This is a genomic window from uncultured Tenacibaculum sp. (assembly GCF_947499065.1).
Lineage (GTDB): Bacteria > Bacteroidota > Bacteroidia > Flavobacteriales > Flavobacteriaceae > Polaribacter.
The window spans coordinates 707,183-728,143 of sequence record NZ_CANMMT010000001.1 but is presented as its reverse complement, the minus strand read 5'-3'; the positions used below and the strand labels follow the sequence as shown (position 1 = coordinate 728,143).

General features: G+C 30.9%; 19 protein-coding genes. 11 read left to right on the top strand and 8 right to left on the bottom strand.

Annotated features, from left to right (window positions below):
- Positions 1-248: 248 nt before the first annotated feature.
- A complete protein-coding gene (locus Q0958_RS03320) occupies positions 249-3,818 on the bottom strand; it encodes a hypothetical protein (RefSeq protein WP_299119570.1) in 3,570 nt (1,189 codons plus the stop codon).
- Between the two features lie 337 nt (positions 3,819-4,155).
- On the opposite strand from Q0958_RS03320, the gene Q0958_RS03315 reads away from it, so the two are divergent.
- The 3 genes from Q0958_RS03315 to Q0958_RS03305 all read left to right on the top strand — a co-directional run bounded on the left by Q0958_RS03315 (position 4,156) and on the right by Q0958_RS03305 (position 6,290).
- The gene (locus Q0958_RS03315) at positions 4,156-4,956 is read left to right on the top strand and encodes a S24 family peptidase (protein WP_299119567.1); all 801 of its coding nucleotides are present in this window, start codon (positions 4,156-4,158) and stop codon (positions 4,954-4,956) included.
- A gap of 117 nt (positions 4,957-5,073) precedes the next feature.
- Positions 5,074-5,595 carry a hypothetical protein gene (locus tag Q0958_RS03310; RefSeq protein ID WP_299119564.1) on the top strand — a complete coding sequence of 174 codons (522 nt, stop codon included), beginning with the start codon at positions 5,074-5,076 and terminating at the stop codon, positions 5,593-5,595.
- Positions 5,595-6,290: an alpha/beta hydrolase gene (locus Q0958_RS03305; protein WP_299119561.1), complete on the top strand. Its 696-nt coding sequence runs from the start codon at positions 5,595-5,597 to the stop codon at positions 6,288-6,290. The genes Q0958_RS03310 and Q0958_RS03305 overlap by 1 nt, the downstream gene beginning before the upstream one ends.
- A 5-nt stretch (positions 6,291-6,295) precedes the next feature.
- Here the strand turns inward: Q0958_RS03305 and Q0958_RS03300 are convergent, their stop codons facing one another.
- Together Q0958_RS03300 and Q0958_RS03295 are read right to left on the bottom strand one after the other, a co-directional pair.
- Positions 6,296-7,204: a helix-turn-helix domain-containing protein gene (locus Q0958_RS03300; RefSeq protein WP_299119558.1), complete on the bottom strand. Its 909-nt coding sequence runs from the start codon at positions 7,202-7,204 to the stop codon at positions 6,296-6,298.
- A gap of 234 nt (positions 7,205-7,438) precedes the next feature.
- Entirely contained in the window at positions 7,439-8,434 is a 996-nt protein-coding gene (locus tag Q0958_RS03295; RefSeq protein WP_299119556.1) for a type 1 glutamine amidotransferase domain-containing protein, read from the bottom strand.
- Between the two features lie 334 nt (positions 8,435-8,768).
- On the opposite strand from Q0958_RS03295, the gene Q0958_RS03290 reads away from it, so the two are divergent.
- The 5 genes from Q0958_RS03290 (at position 8,769) to Q0958_RS03270 (ending at position 14,667) form a co-directional block, all read left to right on the top strand.
- Positions 8,769-9,446: a succinate dehydrogenase cytochrome b subunit gene (locus Q0958_RS03290; protein WP_272151093.1), complete on the top strand. Its 678-nt coding sequence runs from the start codon at positions 8,769-8,771 to the stop codon at positions 9,444-9,446.
- A 12-nt stretch (positions 9,447-9,458) separates the two neighbouring features.
- Entirely contained in the window at positions 9,459-11,474 is a 2,016-nt protein-coding gene (locus Q0958_RS03285) for a fumarate reductase/succinate dehydrogenase flavoprotein subunit (protein ID WP_299119553.1), read from the top strand.
- Positions 11,475-11,483: 9 nt separating this feature from the next.
- Positions 11,484-12,230 (top strand): succinate dehydrogenase/fumarate reductase iron-sulfur subunit, encoded by a 747-nt coding sequence (locus Q0958_RS03280; RefSeq protein WP_272150944.1) that lies wholly within the window; start codon positions 11,484-11,486, stop codon positions 12,228-12,230.
- 126 nt (positions 12,231-12,356) lie between these two features.
- Positions 12,357-13,490, top strand: a complete 1,134-nt coding sequence (locus tag Q0958_RS03275) for an SPFH domain-containing protein (RefSeq protein ID WP_299119548.1) — start codon at positions 12,357-12,359, stop codon at positions 13,488-13,490.
- Between the two features lie 73 nt (positions 13,491-13,563).
- Positions 13,564-14,667 carry a DNA helicase PriA gene (locus tag Q0958_RS03270; protein WP_150897995.1) on the top strand — a complete coding sequence of 368 codons (1,104 nt, stop codon included), beginning with the start codon at positions 13,564-13,566 and terminating at the stop codon, positions 14,665-14,667.
- A gap of 80 nt (positions 14,668-14,747) precedes the next feature.
- Here Q0958_RS03270 and Q0958_RS03265 read toward each other — a convergent pair whose 3' ends face one another.
- Complete coding sequence (locus tag Q0958_RS03265) at positions 14,748-15,134, bottom strand: DUF1573 domain-containing protein (RefSeq protein ID WP_299119541.1); 387 nt, start codon at positions 15,132-15,134, stop codon at positions 14,748-14,750.
- A gap of 18 nt (positions 15,135-15,152) precedes the next feature.
- Positions 15,153-16,040, bottom strand: coding sequence for a tetratricopeptide repeat protein (locus tag Q0958_RS03260; protein WP_299119538.1), 888 nt, complete (start codon positions 16,038-16,040; stop codon positions 15,153-15,155).
- 482 nt (positions 16,041-16,522) lie between these two features.
- Here Q0958_RS03260 and Q0958_RS03255 point away from each other — a divergent pair, with 482 nt between their 5' ends.
- Positions 16,523-17,194: a sensor histidine kinase gene (locus tag Q0958_RS03255; RefSeq protein WP_299119535.1), complete on the top strand. Its 672-nt coding sequence runs from the start codon at positions 16,523-16,525 to the stop codon at positions 17,192-17,194.
- 6 nt (positions 17,195-17,200) lie between these two features.
- Entirely contained in the window at positions 17,201-17,878 is a 678-nt protein-coding gene (locus Q0958_RS03250) for a LytTR family DNA-binding domain-containing protein (RefSeq protein WP_299119533.1), read from the top strand.
- A gap of 18 nt (positions 17,879-17,896) precedes the next feature.
- Here the strand turns inward: Q0958_RS03250 and Q0958_RS03245 are convergent, their stop codons facing one another.
- From Q0958_RS03245 to Q0958_RS03235, 3 genes are read right to left on the bottom strand one after another with little or no spacing between them, the layout of a single operon-like run.
- Positions 17,897-19,048: an endonuclease gene (locus Q0958_RS03245; protein WP_299119531.1), complete on the bottom strand. Its 1,152-nt coding sequence runs from the start codon at positions 19,046-19,048 to the stop codon at positions 17,897-17,899.
- A 21-nt stretch (positions 19,049-19,069) separates the two neighbouring features.
- Positions 19,070-19,687: an FAD-dependent oxidoreductase gene (locus Q0958_RS03240; RefSeq protein ID WP_299119529.1), complete on the bottom strand. Its 618-nt coding sequence runs from the start codon at positions 19,685-19,687 to the stop codon at positions 19,070-19,072.
- Between the two features lies 1 nt (position 19,688).
- Positions 19,689-20,270: a MarC family protein gene (locus Q0958_RS03235; RefSeq protein ID WP_299119527.1), complete on the bottom strand. Its 582-nt coding sequence runs from the start codon at positions 20,268-20,270 to the stop codon at positions 19,689-19,691.
- Positions 20,271-20,379: 109 nt separating this feature from the next.
- Between Q0958_RS03235 and Q0958_RS03230 the strand changes: the two genes are divergently transcribed.
- A complete protein-coding gene (locus tag Q0958_RS03230) occupies positions 20,380-20,949 on the top strand; it encodes a DUF3109 family protein (protein WP_299119524.1) in 570 nt (189 codons plus the stop codon).
- Positions 20,950-20,961: the final 12 nt, after the last annotated feature.

Here is a 20,961-nt window from a genome sequence, read left to right as displayed (position 1 = left end):
CTAAATACTCTTCTATATAGAAATCACCACACTCACAAGAAAACACTATTAAACTCTTAAAATTCATTTTGCAATTAAAGTGTTTTTTACCATATATATGTGAATGCATAATTTTATTTTTAAGGTTTATTAAAAACAAACCTCACCCAACCCTTCTCTGCTTAATACAGAGAAAGGAACCAAACACTCTTATAATTATTTAGTATTTATTTACGGGTGAGACTTGAAGAAAACGTGTATTAAAACACTTATGCTACATTATTGGTCTGACCAACAATATCAAAGTCTACTCCATCTGGAGAACCACCTATCTTACTAGAGCTAGACGAAAACAACCCTTGCCCTTCACAACCTGAATTACATGGCAAACCTCCTTCATTTAAAACTACTGAGTCTGCCTGAAGAACGGTTAACGCAGTTGGAACTCGAGTTTCCCAAGTACCTTCAACTTCTCCTTCAATAGTTTGCATCTCTTCAGCAACTGAGATATATAAATCATCATCTACATCGGTAACCATTCCTTGACCATACCAAGCTTCTCCTGTTTTCATATACCAGTTAACAGCTTCTTCAAACCCAGGACGTACTGGCACTACGCTTCTTGCCATACCACTTTGCAAAAAGGCTTGAAAAATAGGGTCGCTACCTTCATTATATTCAAAATTAGCCTCCCAATTATCTTCATTACCATAAAAATATGGGTAAAAAGTATAGGCCATAATTTCCCAATCGAAAGCCTGTTCAAAAAACTTAACAACCTCTGAGTGCTCTTGAAACTCTTGAGTTCTTGCTACATGTTTAGAATCCGAAATTTTTCCTTCTCCTTGATAATTATCTCTAAACGTAACGACATTATGAGCTCTAGCTATTAAATCAATAGCAATACGTTTTAATTCTCGTTTTTCAATACCACGATTAATTTGCGAGCTCAACTCTTTTTTCTTTACTGTTTGCTCTTTTCCTAATTCTTGACTTATAATAAAATCATTATACTCTTGTAAACGCTCATTATAAGCATCCATAATAGCCTTATAAGCTTCATTTTGCCATTCTTGTCTTGCCTCTTTTGTCAACTCACATTTAGCAACAATATCAAAAGAATACGAAGCTACATCCCAAGACACTATTGCAAATTCTAATTTTTCTCTAACATCAGAACTTAAATTACCTCCTCTAAATTCCCTTATATTACCACTAGCATTAAATTTAAAATTCTCTCCTCCTATCGTTATATACCCAGCTCTGTATTGACCTTTAATATCATGAGCTTGCCAATTAGTGAAATGCCCAAAAAACTCCTTTAGCTTATACCCTTTAGGTAAATTCATTTTCTCATGACCAGAATGAGAAAATCTTCCATTATTTAGGCTTAAGTCCATTTTACTATAACTTCTAGAAACAGATACATTTTCTTCTGGATATGCCTTTATTTCTGCATTATAATTAGATGCTACAAATTGATAATTCGCCTCAGTTAAATCTCTTGCATTATTAATAGCAAAAGAAGTTAATTGACTAGGATGAACAGGTTCTTTTGGAATAATTAATCCTTTTGGAGTTTTATTCTCTTTTTCTTTTTTCTCAAGATAAGATTCAATAAAAAATTTAGCAGGCTCTGGCAATGCAAACTCATACATTAAGCGTTTACCATAATTAATTAATTTATTTTTATAAATCTTATCTACCCAGCGGTACACTCCTGTTACATGCTCATCTCCTTTTCTATTATCAAAACCATGCGTGTTATTTTCTTCAAATTCTTTTAAAATTCGAGAAGTTCTCTTAGAGCTTACTTTTTGTACCACACGCTCTAAAGCACGCTCTGTAACCTCCTGTGCATAAGTTTGAGCCTGTGAATTTGAATTTGAAGCTGAATTAGAAGAAGATGTATTAAAATTCGTACCTGCACTAAACGTTGTTCCTCCAAATCCACCACTAACACTTGCATTCGCTCCAAAACTAGTTGCAGTATCTTCATTAACAATAGAAGACGTTTCACTTTGCAACTCATTTCGCTCTGTTGAAGTAGTATCTGTTAAGTTTTCAACCTCTCTCTCTGTCGTTTTTTCAGTTGTTTGCTCTGACGATGTTAAATTCCTAGTTGAACGCTCTTTATACTCACGCGCCATAATATTTTCAATATGCGATACTTCACCTGGAACATAACAACACACCTCTTGTTCTACACGTCTAAAATCTGCAATTCCTAATTGAGACACTCCATACAAAACTCCATCTGAAACTTCAGAAACTTGTCCTTCTCCTGAACCGGTTCCTTCACCTCCATTTTCAATAACTTTTGTAGCAACACCTGAATACTCCCCTACAAACCTATAATCAATACCAAAAAAGAAATTTACTATTTTTTCAGTATCAATAAACAGAACTGAATTAAACCTTAGTTTAACTCCATTATTTAATGTTAATTCTCCTTCAAAAATATATTCTCCAGAAGTTAACATTTGACCATCAGGAAAAAAACTTAAACTCAATAAGCCTTTATTTTTTGAAATCTCTCTAACTTTAGTATTAGCAATAGCTCCACCTCCGTTTTTCTTTTTTAGTCCATAAGTAGCATTGGTAACATACGCATTAGCATAACCTACATTTAAATTCATTGAAATAGAACTTTCGCCTTTGACAAAAGAAGGTATAACCGCTCCTACATACGAATACAATTGAGCTCCCTTTAAAGCACCCAATGTTACAGTTGTACCCCCTATAGCTACTTTTTTTGCCTCTTCTGGCGTTTTCTCATATACAAATTGATAATCTTTTTTAATCTCATCTCTTAAAACTCTTTTTACTTCACCAAAGGTATCATACTGCTTTAATTCATCTGATTTTAATAACGCTAATGTCTCTGTTGAAAAAGTAGAATCATCACCTCTTACAACTTCTTCACCTCTTAAAAACTCAAACTTAGGCAACTGTAATTCTGGATAAGTCTTTAACTCTTTCTGAAAACCAGTTTTTGAATCTACAATAGTCTGAATTTTAGGAGTAGCTTCTTGCTGAATTTGCTCTATAGAAGCCTCATAAGTTTTCACCTCTGCATCATATCTTGCTTTTTCAACTTTCTTATATAAAACCTCCTTTTGTTCTAATTCTTTTAAAGATGCTTCATATTTTTTAATCTTATACTTAGCTAATGCAACTTTCAAATCTGCTTGCATATAATCTTGAGAATCCTTTGATAAAGCTGGCTGACTTGCCTCTATTCCATTAGATCCTGAAATAACAATTCCTTTAGGAATAATTGCACTAGCATTTGCTCTACGAACAAACTCTGCTTTTTCTTCTTTTGAAAAAACAGGAGAACCTTCCTTAGGAACAATAGTAGGCCTAAAATTTTTAAATTTTTCAACAAACCTATATCCAATAAGCATTTGAATAATTGCTTCTCTTATTGAAGAAGATTTTTTATTTATGATATTATAAAACAACTGATCCCATAAAACAGATTCAAAGTTCTCTATTCGTTTACTAACCCCATCTTTAGGTAAATTTTCTGTAATACTTACATATGAAAGGCTTGACTTATTTCTTCCTAACCAAAGAGAAAATCTATACAATTCAGAATCTGCATTTTTAACATTTAGTCTAGATACAAAAGGTCTAAAATCTGTTTTGTAAGCATTCAATAATGCTGTTTTTCGTGCCGCTTCTGTAGTTACTCCATCAATAGCTGTTAGCGCTTTATTACTTAACCCTTGATCCTCTGGAAAAGAAATAAACCCCAACTCCTTATTATCAATTAATTGCGGACTACGTAATGTTACAAACCTAAAAAGGTTTGATTTAATCGGTTTACTCATTTTTAATAAAATTTTAATTATTTTTTCTAATTAAGCTCTCAACTAGAGCTACTGTTTTTTCGCTTTCTAACAGTTTCTACACATTAATACTTCTTAATTAGTTTTTAAGAAAAGTGACATTCAATAAAATGTTTGAATACCATAGAATGAAATTTTAAAAAAATGAATATCACAAGTTAAAACTTCTAAAAAACAGCCACTAACATTATACAAATGTTTGATTATTAAAGATTTTATGTATATTAGCAACTTATTTACAATGCAAAAATATAACATTTTACAAATAAAACAAAACAAAAGTTTAATTATTTTGTAAAATGATTGAAGACGAAATAAAATGGGGATAGCAGAAAAAATAACTTCAATAAGAGACACCTTTCATTTAAATAACTTTTCTTTTTCTAAAAGAATTGGAGTAACAGGTACTACTATAGATAGTATTATTAATGGAAGACCTCAGAAAGACGGTACTAGAAAGAGAACTAAACCTGGGTATGATGTTTTAAAAGCCATTATAGATGAATTTGATATTAATCCTGAATATTTGTTTGGCAAAAGCGATTTAATGCTAAAAACAGCCCCCCCTAAAATTCAAACATATTCTGGAGTACCACAAGTAATTTCTGTAAATTCATCAGGAAATGAAAATGTAATTTATGTACCTATACAAGCTAGGGCTGGATACCTATCTGGTTATGGAGATACCAACTATATAGAACAATTGCCTTCTTTTAATATGCCACATTTAAACAATGGTACATTTAGGTGTTTTGAAGTACAAGGAAACTCAATGGTACGTACTTTTTTCGATGGTGATTTGGTTTTTGGTAAGTTCATTGAAAATCTAAGCGAAATAAAAGACGGCCGTGTATATATTATTGTGAGTAAAAATGATGGAATTGTACTTAAACGTGTTATCAACAGGATAGAAGAACGAGGAAAATTAATTTTAAAAAGTGATAATAAAGACGGAAACTACCCTACTTACACTATTAATGTTGAAGAAATAATGGAAGTTTGGTATGTTACTATGTTTGCCTCAAAACAAATGCCCGAACCTGTTGATGTATATGATAGGCTACATGATTTAGAAAGTAAAATTGTGGAATTACAAGAACAGATTAATCACAACAATTAAATATTTTCATTATTGAATCTTAGGAGAACTTTTTTATATATTTTTCTTTTTTCAAGCTCTATTATTTTCTCACAATCTAATTGGAAAAAGTTTAAAAAATTATCTCATCAGAAAAAGATGTGGGTAATATTTCACCCTTTTAAAGCAAAAAAAGCTTTGGATGTTTCACGTGAAGCAAATAGAATTGCTGACTCTATTAAAAAATCCCCTTTATTAGATGGAGACCCTTCTGGCGGACAAGTAGACGCCTTTCGTCATGCTTTTTGGATGGCTAGTTTACGACAAAAATTAGGTCTTAATGCAGCACGTTCTCTAGGAAAAGCTCATGAAAGAGAAAACTACAAAACTTATAAAAAACGAAAACTAGAGGATGGAGTTGTTCCTGATAAAATATCAACCACAATGGATTTGTTTAATAATGAATTCGGATTATCACTTACTCACAAGGGAAGTAAAACTCCTAAAAATGGATTAATCTATAGAATTATTAGCGCCATACATGCTGGAAAGTTAAAAATTATAAAAAAAGATAAAAAAGGTCGTTTTTTAACCTGCAAAAATGAACTCATTAGTCAGGAATCATTAAACGGGAAATGGGAAAACAATAAATGTTTGGTAAACTCTAATACTGTAAGATAATGCAAAAGGTATATTTTATTTCTGGTACTATGTGTACTATTGATTTATGGCAATTTGTATTTCCAAACTTAGAAAACATTGACCCTATCCATATTGATATTAGTAATGCTAACTCTTTTGAAAACATAAACAATGTAATTCTATCAAAAATTGAAACTGAAACACCCGTAACTATTGTTGGTTTCTCATTAGGTGGATTTTCTGCTTTAAATTTTGCTATTTATTTTCCTCATAAGGTTAAAAAATTAATTATTGTTGCAGCAAACACTAATGGCTTAAATGACAAGGAAATCTCATTAAGAAAAAGCACTATTGATTTTTTAGAAAAACACAGCTACAAAGGAATATCTCAAGCTAGAATTCAACAATTTTTACATCCAGATAATCATAGTAATCCAAAAATTACTGAAATTATAAAAAAAATGGATAGTGATTTAGGAAAAGAAATTTTAATCCGTCAATTAAAAGCTACTTCTTCTAGAGTAGACATATCTCAACAAGTTTCTCTATTGAATATTCCAATATTATTTATTTCTGCCGAAAACGATGCTTTAGTTCCTTCAGAAGCAATCAAGAAAACTGCTAACAATACTTTAAAAGGAAAATTTATTAGTGTTAAAAATTGTGGTCATATGATTCCTTTAGAAAAACCAAAAGAGTTATCTGGTATTTTGAATGTTGTCTTGAAAGATTAAACATTCTATCTATTCTTTCTGAAGTTGGAAGGTGTTATTCCCTCAAACTTTTTAAAAGCACTATTAAAAGAAGATAAGCTTCCAAATCCTATTTCGAACGCAATTGATGAAATGGTAAACTTTTCGTTTTTAGAATCTAACAGCATTTTTTTAGCTTCGTCTACCCTATAATAATTAATAAAATCATTAAAATTTCGTTTTCCATATTCATTAATTATCGACGATGTTTTTTGTGTACTCTCTCCTATTAAATTACTTAATTTAGAAAGTGTCAAATCTGGTTTTAAATACAATTCATCATCAATAATTAATTTAGATATTTTATTAAATAATACTAAATCGTTATTAAGTTTAAATGCATCACCATCAATTTCCGTAGCCTTTAGTTCAAAAGCCTTATAACTAAGAAAATAAATAATTACTGAATACATTATAGGACCAATAATATAAGGGACCGATTCTTCCATAAGATTTAAAAAGTAGGAAATCCAAATAACAATAAAACCAGTAACAACTAGTTTTAACCAATCAAATATCGCTTTTTGCGATTTTGTTTGTGTTTCATTTTTTACTTCCCTCCTTTTATCTCTTAATGTTTTCCATGAAAGTCCTATATAAAAAGCAAAATGTAAATAAATGAACAGAAGTACACTTGAAAGTAAAATTATAACCATTCTATCATTTTCAAATGATTCTTTAGTTATAAAAAAACTCATTACAAATACAAGACAAAAAGGAATTAACTCTAAAAAACAAGCCTTTAAAAACTTAAAATTTGGCTTAGTCATTCCTAATACGTACCACCTAAGAAAAGGACCTATTAGTAGTAAAAAAGCGAGTCCAGCAAAGATAAATAGAGGTTCCAAATCGTCACCAAAATTCATCATTACCGATTTTCCTATTCTAAATGCCATAAAAATCAAAATCAACCCTAATAATAAATTAGTTAATGTTTTTTTCTTTTTAAAAAGGCATAAGTAAAATGCAAATAAGATTCCGTGCAATAAGCCTGCACTACTGATAATGACAAGAAGTATTTCTAAAAAACTCAACAGAATATTTTTATCAAATTTATAAATATTTACTAAAAAGCAAAGCACAAACCTCTATATAGATTCATGCTTTCAAAAACAATCAAAAATATTTTCTTATGGTTTGCTTTTAGCTTTGTTTTTAGCATAAGATGTTAATCCAAGTAAACCAAAGAAACGACCTATCTCTCCTTTCATTCCTGCAATAACACTATGAGATGCTAACAATAATCTATCTATTGATTTATCTTCATTTATCAATAACTTATCTATTAACTCTTTTGCCTTTTTTGACCCTTCATTTTCATATACTTGTAAAACTTTTACCGCATTCTCTTCTCCTGTTATTTTTCTATATTTAGGTGTATAACCAAGTTGTTTTACCATTGTTTCTGCTAATTTCCATGTAGACCATGGGTTTTGTCCAGTAATTAAATTATTATCATGACTTATCGTTTCTAAATACATTGTTCCTTCATGAAACTTAGCTCCTTTAGATGCTAATTTGTCTTGTAAAAGAAATGGAAATATTGATTCTGCATCAGGTATTAACAACAGTTCTTCTTTATTCGTAAAACTGCTAACAGTCTTATTTTCTAATAGATGTTTTCCATTATCAAGAGTTACATTTACTAACGCTGAGGGACCATGACAAACTGCTCCTATAACTTTTCCTGATTGGTATATTTTTTTTACGATTTGCTGAATTGCTTTATTATTTGGAAAATCGAACATGGCTCCCTTACCTCCTACAAAATATACTGCTTCGTAATCGTTAGCAATCACATTATCTAAAGCGATTGTATTACTTGTTTTATATTGTGCTATTGGGTCATTTAAAAAAGCATAATCAAATTCCCTCATATCATCCTTATCTATTATCACAGGTGGTTTTCCTCCTAACGGACTTGCCACATCCACTTCAAAACCATTTGCTTTAAAAACGTAGTAAGCTCTTGATAATTCCGTTAATTCATATCCAGTACTCTTACCACTATTACCCATAGTGTTAGTACTAGTAACAACAGCTAATATTTTCCCTCTATTAGAAATTATATTTTGAGATAAGTACGTAATATTTTCTGCTTTACTCTTTGTTAAATCTTTTTTCATTTCTTCAAGAGGTAAAAGGTTTATAAACCAAAGTCCAAAAAAAACAATAAGAATTATTAAACTAAGGATTGAAATTAAGGTCCATTTTAGTTTTGGATATTTTTTAAGCATGATATTATTTTTTATAATTATACCGCTAATTACTATAAACAACCCCATAAAAGCTGAGTAAATGATAATTTCGTCAGAGGAAAAGATTATTTAATCATTTATTTTTTAAGAAACTACACTCTCTATTTAAACCCATTCTAAATATTTAAGAAAAGAATTCGTAAAGTTTGTCCGTGTAGCCTATAGCTCTTAAATTTGTATTATAATATAATCAATAAACAAAATAATGGGATTATTAAAATCTTCGATAGGAAGAAAATTTGCCATGGCACTTTCGGCGTTCTTCTTGATGTTTTTCTTATTACAGCACTTTGCAATTAACATTACTTCAATTTTTCCAGACAATGGAGCAACATTTAACAAGTTATCCCACTTTATGGGGACTAATGCGTTAGTACAATACGTAATGCAACCTGTCTTAATTTTTGGTGTAGTTTTTCACTTTGTAATGGGATTTGTATTAGAAGCAAAAAACTGGAGTGCAAGAAAAGTAAGTTATGCTAAAAATAACGGTGCAGCCAATTCTACTTGGATGAGTAGAAACATGATTTGGTCTGGTGCTGCTATTTTAGCTTTTGTTGTTTTACACTTTATCGATTTTTGGTTTCCAGAAATCAACACTAAGTTTATTCAAGGTGACTGGAGTGGTTTACACGATGGAGAATTTAGATATTTCCACGAGTTACAACACAAGTTTTTAAGTCCAATTAGAGTTGGTGCTTATGTTGTTGCATTTGTGTTCTTAGCAATGCACTTGTTACATGGCTTTAATTCAGCTTTTCAATCAGTTGGAGCAAATAATAAATATACTAAAGGATTGAAAACATTTAGTAAAATTTATGCAATTGGTATTCCAGTAGGATTCATCATCATTGCTTTATTTCACCATTTCAATCATTAATACCTAATAAGTATGGCTACTTTAGATTCAAAAATTCCAAAAGGTCCATTAAAAGATAAATGGACATCTTATAAAGATAAAATTGACTTAGTAAATCCTGCTAACAAGCGTTTAATAGATGTAATTGTAGTAGGTACAGGTTTAGCAGGTGGTTCTGCTTCAGCAACATTAGCTGAATTAGGATACAATGTAAAAGCATTTGCTTATCAAGATTCTCCTCGTCGTGCTCACTCTATTGCTGCACAAGGAGGTATTAATGCTGCTAAAAACTATCAAGGTGATGGTGATTCTTTTTACCGTTTATTTTACGATACAGTAAAAGGAGGAGATTACCGTTCACGTGAAGCAAACGTATATCGTTTGGCAGAAGTTTCTGCAAATATCATTGACCAGTGTGTGGCACAAGGGGTTCCTTTTGCTCGTGATTATGGTGGTTTATTAGATAACCGTTCGTTTGGAGGTGTATTAGTATCTCGTACTTTTTATGCTAAAGGACAAACTGGACAACAGTTATTATTAGGTGCTTACTCGGCAATGAACCGTCAAATAGCTCGTGGTAAGATTGAAATGTTCAATCGTCATGAAATGTTAGATGTAGTTATTGTTGATGGTAAAGCACGTGGTATTATAGCTCGTAACTTAGTTACTGGTGAAATAGAGCGTCATTCTGCTCATGCTGTAGTTATTGCTTCTGGTGGATACGGAAATGTATATTTCTTATCAACTAATGCAATGGGATCTAACGCTACTGCTGCATGGAAAATTCATAAAAAAGGAGCGTATTTCGCAAATCCTTGTTATACACAAATTCACCCAACATGTATTCCTCGTTCAGGAGATTACCAATCGAAATTAACGTTAATGTCTGAATCATTACGTAATGATGGTAGAATTTGGGTTCCTAAGAATATGGATGATGTAATGGCAATTAGAGAAGGTCGTAAAAAACCAACTGATTTGTCTGAAGAAGAAAGAGATTATTACTTAGAAAGAAGATATCCTGCATTTGGTAACTTAGTACCTCGTGATGTTGCTTCTCGTGCTGCAAAAGAGCGTTGTGATGCTGGTTACGGAGTAAATGCTACTGGAGAGGCTGTATATTTAGATTTTAAATCGGCAATTGAGCGTTACGGTAAAGAGCAAGCTAAATTAAAAGGTATTGAAAACCCTTCAGCTGCTAAAATTACTGAATTAGGTGAAGCTATTGTTGAGGCTAAATATGGAAACTTATTCCAAATGTATGAGAAGATTGTTGATGACAATCCATATAAAACACCTATGATGATTTATCCTGCAACTCACTATACAATGGGTGGTATTTGGGTAGATTATAACTTAATGACTACTATTGATGGTTGTTATGCTATTGGTGAAGCAAATTTCTCTGACCACGGTGCTAACCGTTTAGGAGCTTCTGCTTTAATGCAAGGTTTAGCTGATGGTTACTTTGTATTACCTTATACAATTGGTGATTATTTATCGGGAGATATTCGTACTGGAAAAATCCCTACTGACACTAAAGAGTTTGACGAAGCTGAAAAAGCCGTTAAAGATCGTATCGATTTCTTTGTAAACAATAAAGGAGAGCATTCTGTAGATTACTACCACAAAAAACTTGGAGTTATTATGTGGGAAAAATGTGGAATGGCTCGTAACGAAAAAGGTTTAAAAGAAGCAATGACGGAAATTAAAGCTTTACGTGAAGATTTCTGGAAAAATGTGACAGTTCCTGGAGGTGCAAACGAAATGAACCCAGAGTTAGAAAAAGCTGGTCGTGTTGCTGACTTCTTAGAATTAGGAGAATTATTTGCTAAAGATGCCTTAGATAGAACCGAATCTTGTGGAGGTCACTTTAGAGAAGAGTCTGTAGAATTAGATGGTCCTCAAAAAGGAGAAGCTAAACGTGACGATAAAAACTTTGCATACGTATCTGCTTGGGAATATAAAGGAGAGCCTGCTGATGCAGTTTTACACAAAGAAGAATTAGAATTTAACGATATTGAATTAAAACAACGTTCATACAAATAAGATAGTATTATGAATTTAACACTTAAAATTTGGCGTCAAAAAGGCGCAAGTGATAAAGGAAAAATGGTCGATTATAAAGTGACCGATATTTCTGAGCATATGTCTTTCTTAGAAATGATGGACGTATTAAACGAACAATTAATTAATAACGGTGAAGAGCCTGTTGCATTTGACCATGACTGTCGTGAAGGAATTTGCGGTATGTGTTCTATGTATATTAATGGTGAAGCTCATGGTCCTGACCGTGGTGTAACTACTTGCCAGTTACACATGCGTATGTTTAAAGATGGTGATACAATTACTATTGAGCCATGGAGAGCAGCTGCATTCCCTGTAATTAAAGATTTAGTGGTTGATAGAACTTCTTTTGAACGTATTCAACAAGCTGGAGGATATATTTCAGTAAACACGTCTGGTAATACACAAGATGCGAATGCTATTCCAATTTCTAAGGAAGCTGCAGATAAAGCTATGGATGCTGCTACTTGTATTGGTTGTGGTGCTTGTGTTGCTACTTGTAAAAACTCATCTGCAATGTTATTTGTAGGAGCTAAAGTTTCGCAATATGCTTTATTACCTCAAGGACAAGTTGAAGCTACAGAACGTGTTAAAAACATGGTAGCTCAAATGGACTTAGAAGGTTTTGGTAACTGTACTAATACTGGTGCTTGTGAAATTGAGTGTCCTAAAGGAATCTCTTTAGAAAACATAGCTCGTATGAACTCTGAGTTCTTAAAGGCTACTTTAAAAGGATAAAAAACACCTTATATAAAACTAAGAAAACTCAAGCTATTTGCTTGAGTTTTTTTGTTGGTAAAACTTGTAACAAAAAATAAATTAAGATTACTTATATTGTAGAGGTAATCTATTAAAAAGAATCAAATGGGAATTTTCGATGAAATAAAAAAGAAACTAAGTCACGAGTTTATTGACATTATTGAATGGCTTGATAATACAAATGACACAATAGTTCATCGTTTTGAACGCTATCAAAATGAAATTAAAAACGGTGCACAGTTAGTCGTTAGAGAAGGTCAAATCGCTGTATTTATAAACGAGGGGCAATTAGCTGATGTTTTTAAACCAGGAACCTATACTTTAAATACGCAAAACTTACCTATACTAGCTACCTTAAAAGGATGGAAATATGGATTTAATAGTCCATTTAAAGCTGAAGTGTATTTTGTTAGTTCTCGTTTGTTTACTGATGAAAAGTGGGGTACAAAAAATCCAATAACATTAAATGACGATCGTTTTGGATTTGTTGAAATAAGAGCTTTTGGTACTTATGCTTTTAAAATTAACGATGCTGGTAAATTTATAACCGATATTGTTGGTACTGATAGTCATTTTACCAATTATGAAATAAATGAACACCTTAAAAGTTTAATTTCTACTCGTTTTACAGATACTATTGGAGAAGCTAATTTACCAATTGAATTGTATGCTGCTAATACAAATGAGTTATCAGAAACTTGCTTAGAGGTAATGAATCCTGAATTTAATTCAGTAGGTATTTCCTTAGAAAAGTTCTTCATTGAAAATGTTTCAATGCCAGAAGAACTGAAAAAAGAAATCTTTGAATACAGTAGACTTAACAAAGTAGATTTAGATAAGTTAGCCAAATTCAAAGCTGCTAAAGCAATGGAAGCCGCTGCTTCTAACGAATCCGGTGCTGCTGGTGCTGGTATGGGAATGGGTATGGGCTTTGCCATGGCTCAACAAATGGGAACCTTATTTAACCAACAAACGCAGTCAAAAATAGTAAATCAACCTGCTTCAACTGGAGCTACTCCACCTCCATTACCAAATCAAGCACAATACTATTATGCAGCTAATGGTCAGCAAGCTGGGCCTGTTAATTTTGAAGCACTTAAAAATTTATTTGCTGCTAGAAGTATAAACGCCGAAACCTTAGTTTGGAAACAAGGAATGGCCAATTGGACTAGCTTACAAAGTGTACCTGAACTACAAAACTTATTAGGTTCTGTACCTCCACCTTTACCAAATAATTAAAATATCAATCTATAATTAAAACTTAACCTGTTATTCTTTAATAATGGGTTAGTTTTATATGATTCTAACATCAATGAATCAAGAAACAATACAACATTCTGAACAAAAAAAACCATGTATTAATTGTGGTGCTGAATTACTATATAAACCTGGTTCTTCTGAAATTAAATGTGAATATTGTGGTTATGAAGAAACAATAGAAAAAACAGATTCTGTATTTGAAGAACTAGAGCTATACCCTTATTTAGAAAAAATGGGGGCACAATCTCATACTGAAAAAATAAGTATGCTGCATTGTAAATCTTGTGGTGCAAATCAACATATAGAAGAAAACTATAAATCTTTGCACTGTGTGTATTGTAGCCAACCTTTAGTTGTAGAAGATGCTTATGACGAAGATTGGATTTTACCTGGTGCTGTGCTTCCTTTTCAATTGACACACAAACAATCTCATGAGATTTTTAGAAAATGGGTAAAAAGTTTATGGTTTGCACCTAATAAGCTTCAAAAAGCAGCTTTAGACCCGCAAAAAACCAAAGGTTTATATGTTCCCTATTGGACTTTTGATGCTGAATTATTTGCAAATTATACTGGTCAACGAGGAGATTATTACTATGTAACTGAAAGTTATAATACTGTTGAAAATGGAAAAAGCGTGACAAAAACAAGGCAAGTTAGAAAAACTAGATGGACACCAGCTTATGGATCTGTTAGCGGTTTTATCGACGACACCCTTATTAACGCTTCTAAGAAAAGAAACAATTCTTTGCCAAACAATATAGCTAATTGGGATTTAACTGCCTTAGAAACCTTTAATTCTAAATATTTAGCAGGTTTTGTTACTGAGAAGTATACACTACCTTTAGAGGATGGTCATTTAAAATCTAAACAAGAAGCTGAAAGAATAGCAACTAATTGGGCTTGTAGAGATATTGGTGGCGATACTCAGCGTGTAAGTAGTTTAGACATGACGCTTTCTGAAGAAACTTTTAAACATATATTATTACCTGTTTATATTTCTTCTTACTTATTTAATAGCAAAAAGTATCATTTTTATGTAAATGGTCAAACTGGTAAGATTTCAGGGAATAGACCTTATTCTTTCTGGAAAATATTTTTCTTATGTTTATTTATACTTACAATTATTGGTCTAATTATCGTTTTTTCTGAAAAATAAAACGAGGTATTCAAAATATAAATCATTTATAAAAATTAAAAACCGAGTTGAAATCAACTCGGTTTTCTACAAACAGTAAATTAAACTTTTTCTTTATTAAGTTTCTCTTTACTAACAAACCCTTTAATCTTTATCATTTTTCTCGATTGCTTTGCATTTGATATAATAGTAACAGCCTTTGAAAACCCTCCCATTCTTGAAGTGTCATAGGAAACTTGTATTTGCCCTTTTTCACCAGGCATAATTGGTTTTTCTGGTTTTTTTGGTACAGCACAACCACATGTAGATTGAACTCCAGTTATAATTAAAGGTGCATCTCCTATATTGGTAAATTCAAATGTTCTTGTTCCTTCTGATCCTTGACTTATTTTTCCGTAATCTATAGATTCAGTTACAAACTTAAACTCTTGTGCATTCATTGTTACTCCAATAAAACAAAGCACTAAAAAAGGTAAAATTGTTTTCATATTTTCTGTTTTAAATTATTAAATCATTTCTTTTTTTATTTTTTCAATCATTTCAATAGCATTTTCATCGTTAGGTTTAAGTTTTAAAACCTTCTGATAACTTTGCAATGACTTTTCATAGTTTTTATTTGTGTAATAAGCTTCTCCTAAACTATCAAAAACGTTGTATTTATATGGGTACATCTTTGTGTTTAATTGAAATACAAATAAGGCTTTTTCTATTTGTTTAGAACGTAGAAGCTTGTATCCAAAAGTATTTAACTCCCTACTCCCCTTTGTAAACTCAGCAAAAGAAATTATCAATTTTTCTTCTTCTTTCTTTAAATCTTCTAAAGATTTAAAATTCATCAAACTGTTTAAGTTTTCTGCTACGATATATTGTGGTACATATCTTTTTCCCTGAGTAATAGCAAGTATATCTCTTTCATAATCTTGCTTTGGAGATTCTACAATTCTTCCAACCTCTCTATTATTCTTGTAAAAAATAAAAGTGGGTACTCTATGAATATTCAATCCTTTTTCTTCTCCATTAGGTGATGCTTTGTATGCTTCAGGTTTTCTATCAACCGCAATGGCGTCTAAATTTTTTAAATCATATCCAGCCTCGTCTAATACTTTATAAAATTTTGGAACTCCTCGTTTACTATCTCCACACCAGCTGCCATAAAAAGCCTTGATTGTATAGTCTTTTAATTGCTCTTTAAATTCTTTTATTACATCTTTGTTTGTAATATAATCTTCATAATTTTTTTGAAACCATGAAAAGTCTTTTGTTTCAAAAGCTTTTTTGTTAGTTTTTCCCAACAACATAACTCTTCCTTTACTATCTAAAGTAGTTTTATTAATCTGTTGAGCACTGATTATACAGCTAATTAAGAGCAAGCTACCAAGTAATATTTTTTTCATTTTTTTTGAATTATACTCGAATTTATTTCATTCTTACTCCATAAAAAAACTTGAAGTATATACTGCTTAAAAAACAGTATTAACAACATAAATTCAAAATAATATGCAGTACGTACCGACGAAATAACCTTTCGTACTTATTCTTTTGCTGAATGGTGAATTTTTACTTACTTACATAACCTATGATTACATTAAATAGAAAAAATAGCACAGAGGCTTTAATTCATGTGCTTTTCTGGGTCTTATTTACTTTTGTCTCACTATTTGTTTTTACAAAATATTATTGGGCTGAAAACCCTTTTTTACAGTACTTTTTTATACTTGTAGTTATTGTATATACAAATAATCAAATCTTATTACCCTACTTTGTCAAAAAGAAATGGTATGTGTGGTATTCTTTACTTTTTATTCTTATTTCATTTTTAGCAACACAATTGTATTGTAATGTTTTTACTCGCTGTGGTTGTACTATTATGAAATGTTTGAGTGATTATTTATGGCAAACTTTAACTCCTTTGCTATTTTTTTCATTTATATGGATTCTTTTCAAGTACATTAATCAATCCGAAGAAGTAGAAAAAATAAAACAGGAAAGAACAGCTATGGAATTGAAATTTTTAAAATCTCAAATAAATCCACATGTATTGTTTAATAATTTAAATACTATTTACTCATATTCACTAGAGAAACCCGATAATACTCCTGATTTAATTTTAAAGCTATCAGATAATTTAAAACATGTATTATATGAAAGTAATGCAGAAAAGGTAAGTCTACAAAAGGAAATACAATTTCTAGACAATTATATTACCTTTCATAAAATTAGAACTGAAGGATTAAAACAGATTAAATATCACACTTCTTCAGACAATGATACTTACACGATAGCTCCTTTACTTTTAATAACTATTATTGAAAATGCTTTTAAACATAGTTCTGTAAACAGTGTTATTGATATTGATATCATTGCTAAAAACAATACACTTGTTTGTATCACTACAAATAGTTTTGATAAAAAAACTATTAAAAACAATAATACTATTGGTTTAGGAAATTTAAAAAAACGATTAGATTTATTGTACAAAGACAATTATAAATTAGATATTGATTCCTCTAATGTTTTTAAGGTAACATTAAACCTCAATTTAAGTTAATAAGCTATGAACTGTATTATTATTGAAGACGAGCTTCCTGCTCAAAATATTTTAAAAAATTACATTAAAAAAGTGCCTGGTATTCATCTTACAGATACTTTTCAAACGGCTATAGCTGCCAATGACTTTTTTAAAAATAATACTGTTGATACCGTTTTTTTAGACATTAACTTACCTGACATTTCTGGGTTAGATTTTATTAAAACAATTAAGAACCCACCAAAAATTGTTATTACCACTGCATATCCTGATTATGCTGTTACAAGTTTTGAATTAGACACTATTGTTGATTATTTAGTAAAACCGTTTTCTTTTGATCGTTTTTTAAAAGCAATAACTAAAGTTGAAAAGCATTTAAGTCGTGAAGATATTAAACAAGAAAATGTACTTTTTTTAAATATCGACAAAACAATACATAAAGTACATATTTCTGATATCTTATATTTAGAATCTGATAGAAACTATGTTACTTTTCATACAACTTCAAAAAAGTTAACTACTATTGATTCTCTTAAAAATTGGCGAGATTCCTTAGAAAAGAGTCATTTTGTACAAATTCATAAATCGTATATAGTAAACACAAAAAAAATAGATAAGCTCGCCGGAACAAGTTTATCTATTAATAATATTTCTTTACCTATAGGAAGGACTTATAAAAATAATATAAAAGCTATTTTAAAATAGCTTTTATATTTCATTTTATTATTTCCATGTGTTTATAGCGTCTCCACCACCCCAAATTACTGTAGCTAAATATGGATTGTCAATTAATGGATTTCTATTTCCTTGTTTATTAGCTATAATATTATTTCTGTTTTTTTCATAATCAGAAACAGGATCATCTATATTCCATTGTAATAATAAATTTATCATATTACTATCTGATGAATTAATGTCACCTACAGCTACATTTTTTGGTAAACATTGATTTCCATAACGCAAATACATATACATCATCATACGAGCAACATCACCTTTCCATTCATCACCAGGATACCAATTACCAGATACATCACCAGCATTACCAGAACCATCAGCAAACTTTTTATTATTTCTATTAGAATTCATCTTAACATCTGAAGCTCTTAAGTGATGTGGATCTGAACCTGCTGTATCATTATTTTCAAATTTTGGAGTTCCTAATGACTTTGCATATACGTGTTCTCTATTCCAATCTGAACCTGCTGTTCCTCCATTACTATCTTTACCTCTAGTTCTGTCAGTTACAGTATTTCCATCAGAATCATTATATCCATAAATTAAAAGCACTTTGCTATTATCTGTAGGATCTAAATCTGATTGTTTTAATACATCCCAAACACCTGGTGTGTAAGATGAAACTGGATTTGTATGTGCACTAATTGTTTTTGTTGCTAAAGCATCTTTTAATGCAGACCCTGTTAAATTAAAGTTTACATCTTTATAATAACTAATTAATGCTGAAGGGATATTGAAGTTTCCAGAATTATTAGAATTGCTACTAGAAGCTTTTACTGTAACAGTAATGGTAGCTGTAGAACAACTCGATGTTGTAATTGTACTACATATTGTATATTTAAAAGAATCGCTCCCAACAAAATCTTTAGCTGGTGTATATGTAAAACTATTTCCACTTTGCGTTATTGCTCCATTCTTTAACGAATTTGGCTCTACTGTAATCTTAACATTACCTTGTTTATAAGTATCGTTAGATAAGAAATCAGAGATAGTTTGTGACTTGTTTTCTTCTCCTTGGTAAGAATCATTTACCGCAGTAACTTTATCATCTGGTGTTGGTGTTACCACCTCACTATCATTTCCTCCGCAATTAATATATAAAAGGGTTATAAGCCCTAACATTAATACTCTTTTCATCGTTCTATGTACTATTTAAATTTACTTTGTTATTATTTTATCGTGTACTTTAGTTGGTATATTATCATTCCATTCTGTTAATATATCAGTCGCTACACTTGCTCCACTACCTGCGGCAATGGCAAATTGACTACGCCATCCTGCTAAAGTTCCGCAAACATACAAACCTTTTTTTATTAGATGGTTAAAATTACGTAATTGTATTCTGTCTTTCATAGCATTAGCTCTCATATGAGGCTCTATATATTGCTCTAAACCAGCTATTTCAAAGGGTTTCGAATAGTTTAATGCTATTACTACATTCTTGCTAAAATATTCAGTCTTATTAGTAATTACTTTGTAAACCTCATTTTCAGCTTCTAAAACAGCAATTACTTTTTCATTTTCTAACTGTAAAACATCAGGATATTGAGCTTTTAACTGCTCCTTTCCTTCTACTAATATATCTTTTCCTAACGTACCAGGAGCTAATCCTAAAACATTATTGAATAAGGCATTTTGCAAATGAGAAGATCGTTGATGTAAAACAATTCCAACTTTTTTATCTTTACTATACTCCTTGTTTTGAGCAGAACCCAATACTAAAGCACATTGCATTCCTGCAACTCCTCCTCCAATAATTAAAGTGTCAAAACTCATACTATGCTAATAATACTTTTATATTCGTTGCAAATAACTTTACAGCAATTGCTAATAGAATTACACCAAAAACCTTTCTAATTATTTTTATTCCATTATTACCAATCATTTTTTCAATTTTAGAAGATGTTTTTAGTACTATATAAATAACTAATACATTTAATAAAACCGCTATAATAATGTTTCCAATATGAAATTCAGCTCGTAAAGATAAAAGCGTAGTCAAACTACCTGGACCTGCTATTAATGGGAAAGCAAGAGGAAAAACAGTTGCTGTTAAAGTTTCATCTTCATCTTCTTTATATAACGTAATACCTAAAATCATTTCTAAAGCAATAAAAAATAAGATAAAAGCTCCAGCAACGGCAAAAGAGTGTACGTCTATACCTATTAAACTTAATAATCGTTCTCCTACAAACAAGAATAAAATCATAATAAAACCTGCTATTACTGAGGCTTTTTCTGATTGAATATGACCTACTTTTTTACGTAAATCTATAATAATAGGAATATTTCCAATAATATCGATTACCGCAAACAATACCATGAAAGCAGTAAAAATTTCTTTTAAGTTAAAACTCATATTATAATGTTTTTCAGGTGCAAAATTAGATAAGTAATGTTACAATCTAGTATTTTTGCATTTAAATTTACGTGAAGTTAACATAAACTTCCGACTTTAAATATCTTTTATGTTTCAATTAGGAAAAACCATCGTTTCAGAAGACCTTATAGAAAAAGACTTTGTTTGTAATTTATCGGCATGCAAAGGTGCTTGTTGTATTGATGGTGATGCAGGGGCCCCATTAATAGAAGAAGAGACTAAAATTTTAGAAGACATTTACCCTAAAGTAAAACCTTTTCTTCGTAAAGAGGGTATTGAGGCTATTGAAAAGCAAGGCACATGGATTACTAGTGACTTTGGAGAACTAGAAACTCCTCTTATTGATGATGCTGATTGTGCTTATGTAATTTTTGACGATAAGGGTACTGCTCTTTGTGCTATTGAAGAAGCATATAACCAAGGTATAGTAGATTGGAAAAAACCTATTTCTTGTCACTTATACCCTGTTCGTGTTAAAGATTATAGTGAATTCTCGGCTGTTAACTATCATAAATGGGAAATCTGTGATGATGCCTGCTCTTTAGGGAAAGAACTACAAGTACCTGTATATAAATTTGTAAAACAGGCTTTAGTTAGAAGATTTGGCCAGAATTGGTATGATGAACTAGAACAAATGGCAGAAAAAAAATTAAAATAAAAAAGAGGTGAT

Excerpts from the sequence above, each read along its gene's own strand:
- Q0958_RS03260 (WP_299119538.1), bottom strand. The coding sequence starts at position 16,040 with ATGAAAAAAATATTACTTGGTAGCTTGCTCTTAATTAGCTGTATAATC.
- Q0958_RS03265 (WP_299119541.1), bottom strand. The coding sequence starts at position 15,134 with ATGAAAACAATTTTACCTTTTTTAGTGCTTTGTTTTATTGGAGTAACA.
- Q0958_RS03310 (WP_299119564.1), top strand. The coding sequence starts at position 5,074 with ATGTGGGTAATATTTCACCCTTTTAAAGCAAAAAAAGCTTTGGATGTT.
- Q0958_RS03305 (WP_299119561.1), top strand. The coding sequence starts at position 5,595 with ATGCAAAAGGTATATTTTATTTCTGGTACTATGTGTACTATTGATTTA.
- Q0958_RS03235 (WP_299119527.1), bottom strand. The coding sequence starts at position 20,270 with ATGAGTTTTAACTTAAAAGAAATTTTTACTGCTTTCATGGTATTGTTT.
- Q0958_RS03285 (WP_299119553.1), top strand. The coding sequence starts at position 9,459 with ATGGCTACTTTAGATTCAAAAATTCCAAAAGGTCCATTAAAAGATAAA.
- Q0958_RS03240 (WP_299119529.1), bottom strand. The coding sequence starts at position 19,687 with ATGAGTTTTGACACTTTAATTATTGGAGGAGGAGTTGCAGGAATGCAA.
- Q0958_RS03300 (WP_299119558.1), bottom strand. The coding sequence starts at position 7,204 with ATGGCATTTAGAATAGGAAAATCGGTAATGATGAATTTTGGTGACGAT.
- Q0958_RS03295 (WP_299119556.1), bottom strand. The coding sequence starts at position 8,434 with ATGAAAAAAGATTTAACAAAGAGTAAAGCAGAAAATATTACGTACTTA.
- Q0958_RS03275 (WP_299119548.1), top strand. The coding sequence starts at position 12,357 with ATGGGAATTTTCGATGAAATAAAAAAGAAACTAAGTCACGAGTTTATT.
- Q0958_RS03250 (WP_299119533.1), top strand. The coding sequence starts at position 17,201 with ATGAACTGTATTATTATTGAAGACGAGCTTCCTGCTCAAAATATTTTA.
- Q0958_RS03320 (WP_299119570.1), bottom strand. The coding sequence starts at position 3,818 with ATGAGTAAACCGATTAAATCAAACCTTTTTAGGTTTGTAACATTACGT.
- Q0958_RS03270 (WP_150897995.1), top strand. The coding sequence starts at position 13,564 with ATGAATCAAGAAACAATACAACATTCTGAACAAAAAAAACCATGTATT.
- Q0958_RS03245 (WP_299119531.1), bottom strand. The coding sequence starts at position 19,048 with ATGAAAAGAGTATTAATGTTAGGGCTTATAACCCTTTTATATATTAAT.
- Q0958_RS03230 (WP_299119524.1), top strand. The coding sequence starts at position 20,380 with ATGTTTCAATTAGGAAAAACCATCGTTTCAGAAGACCTTATAGAAAAA.
- Q0958_RS03315 (WP_299119567.1), top strand. The coding sequence starts at position 4,156 with ATGGGGATAGCAGAAAAAATAACTTCAATAAGAGACACCTTTCATTTA.
- Q0958_RS03280 (WP_272150944.1), top strand. The coding sequence starts at position 11,484 with ATGAATTTAACACTTAAAATTTGGCGTCAAAAAGGCGCAAGTGATAAA.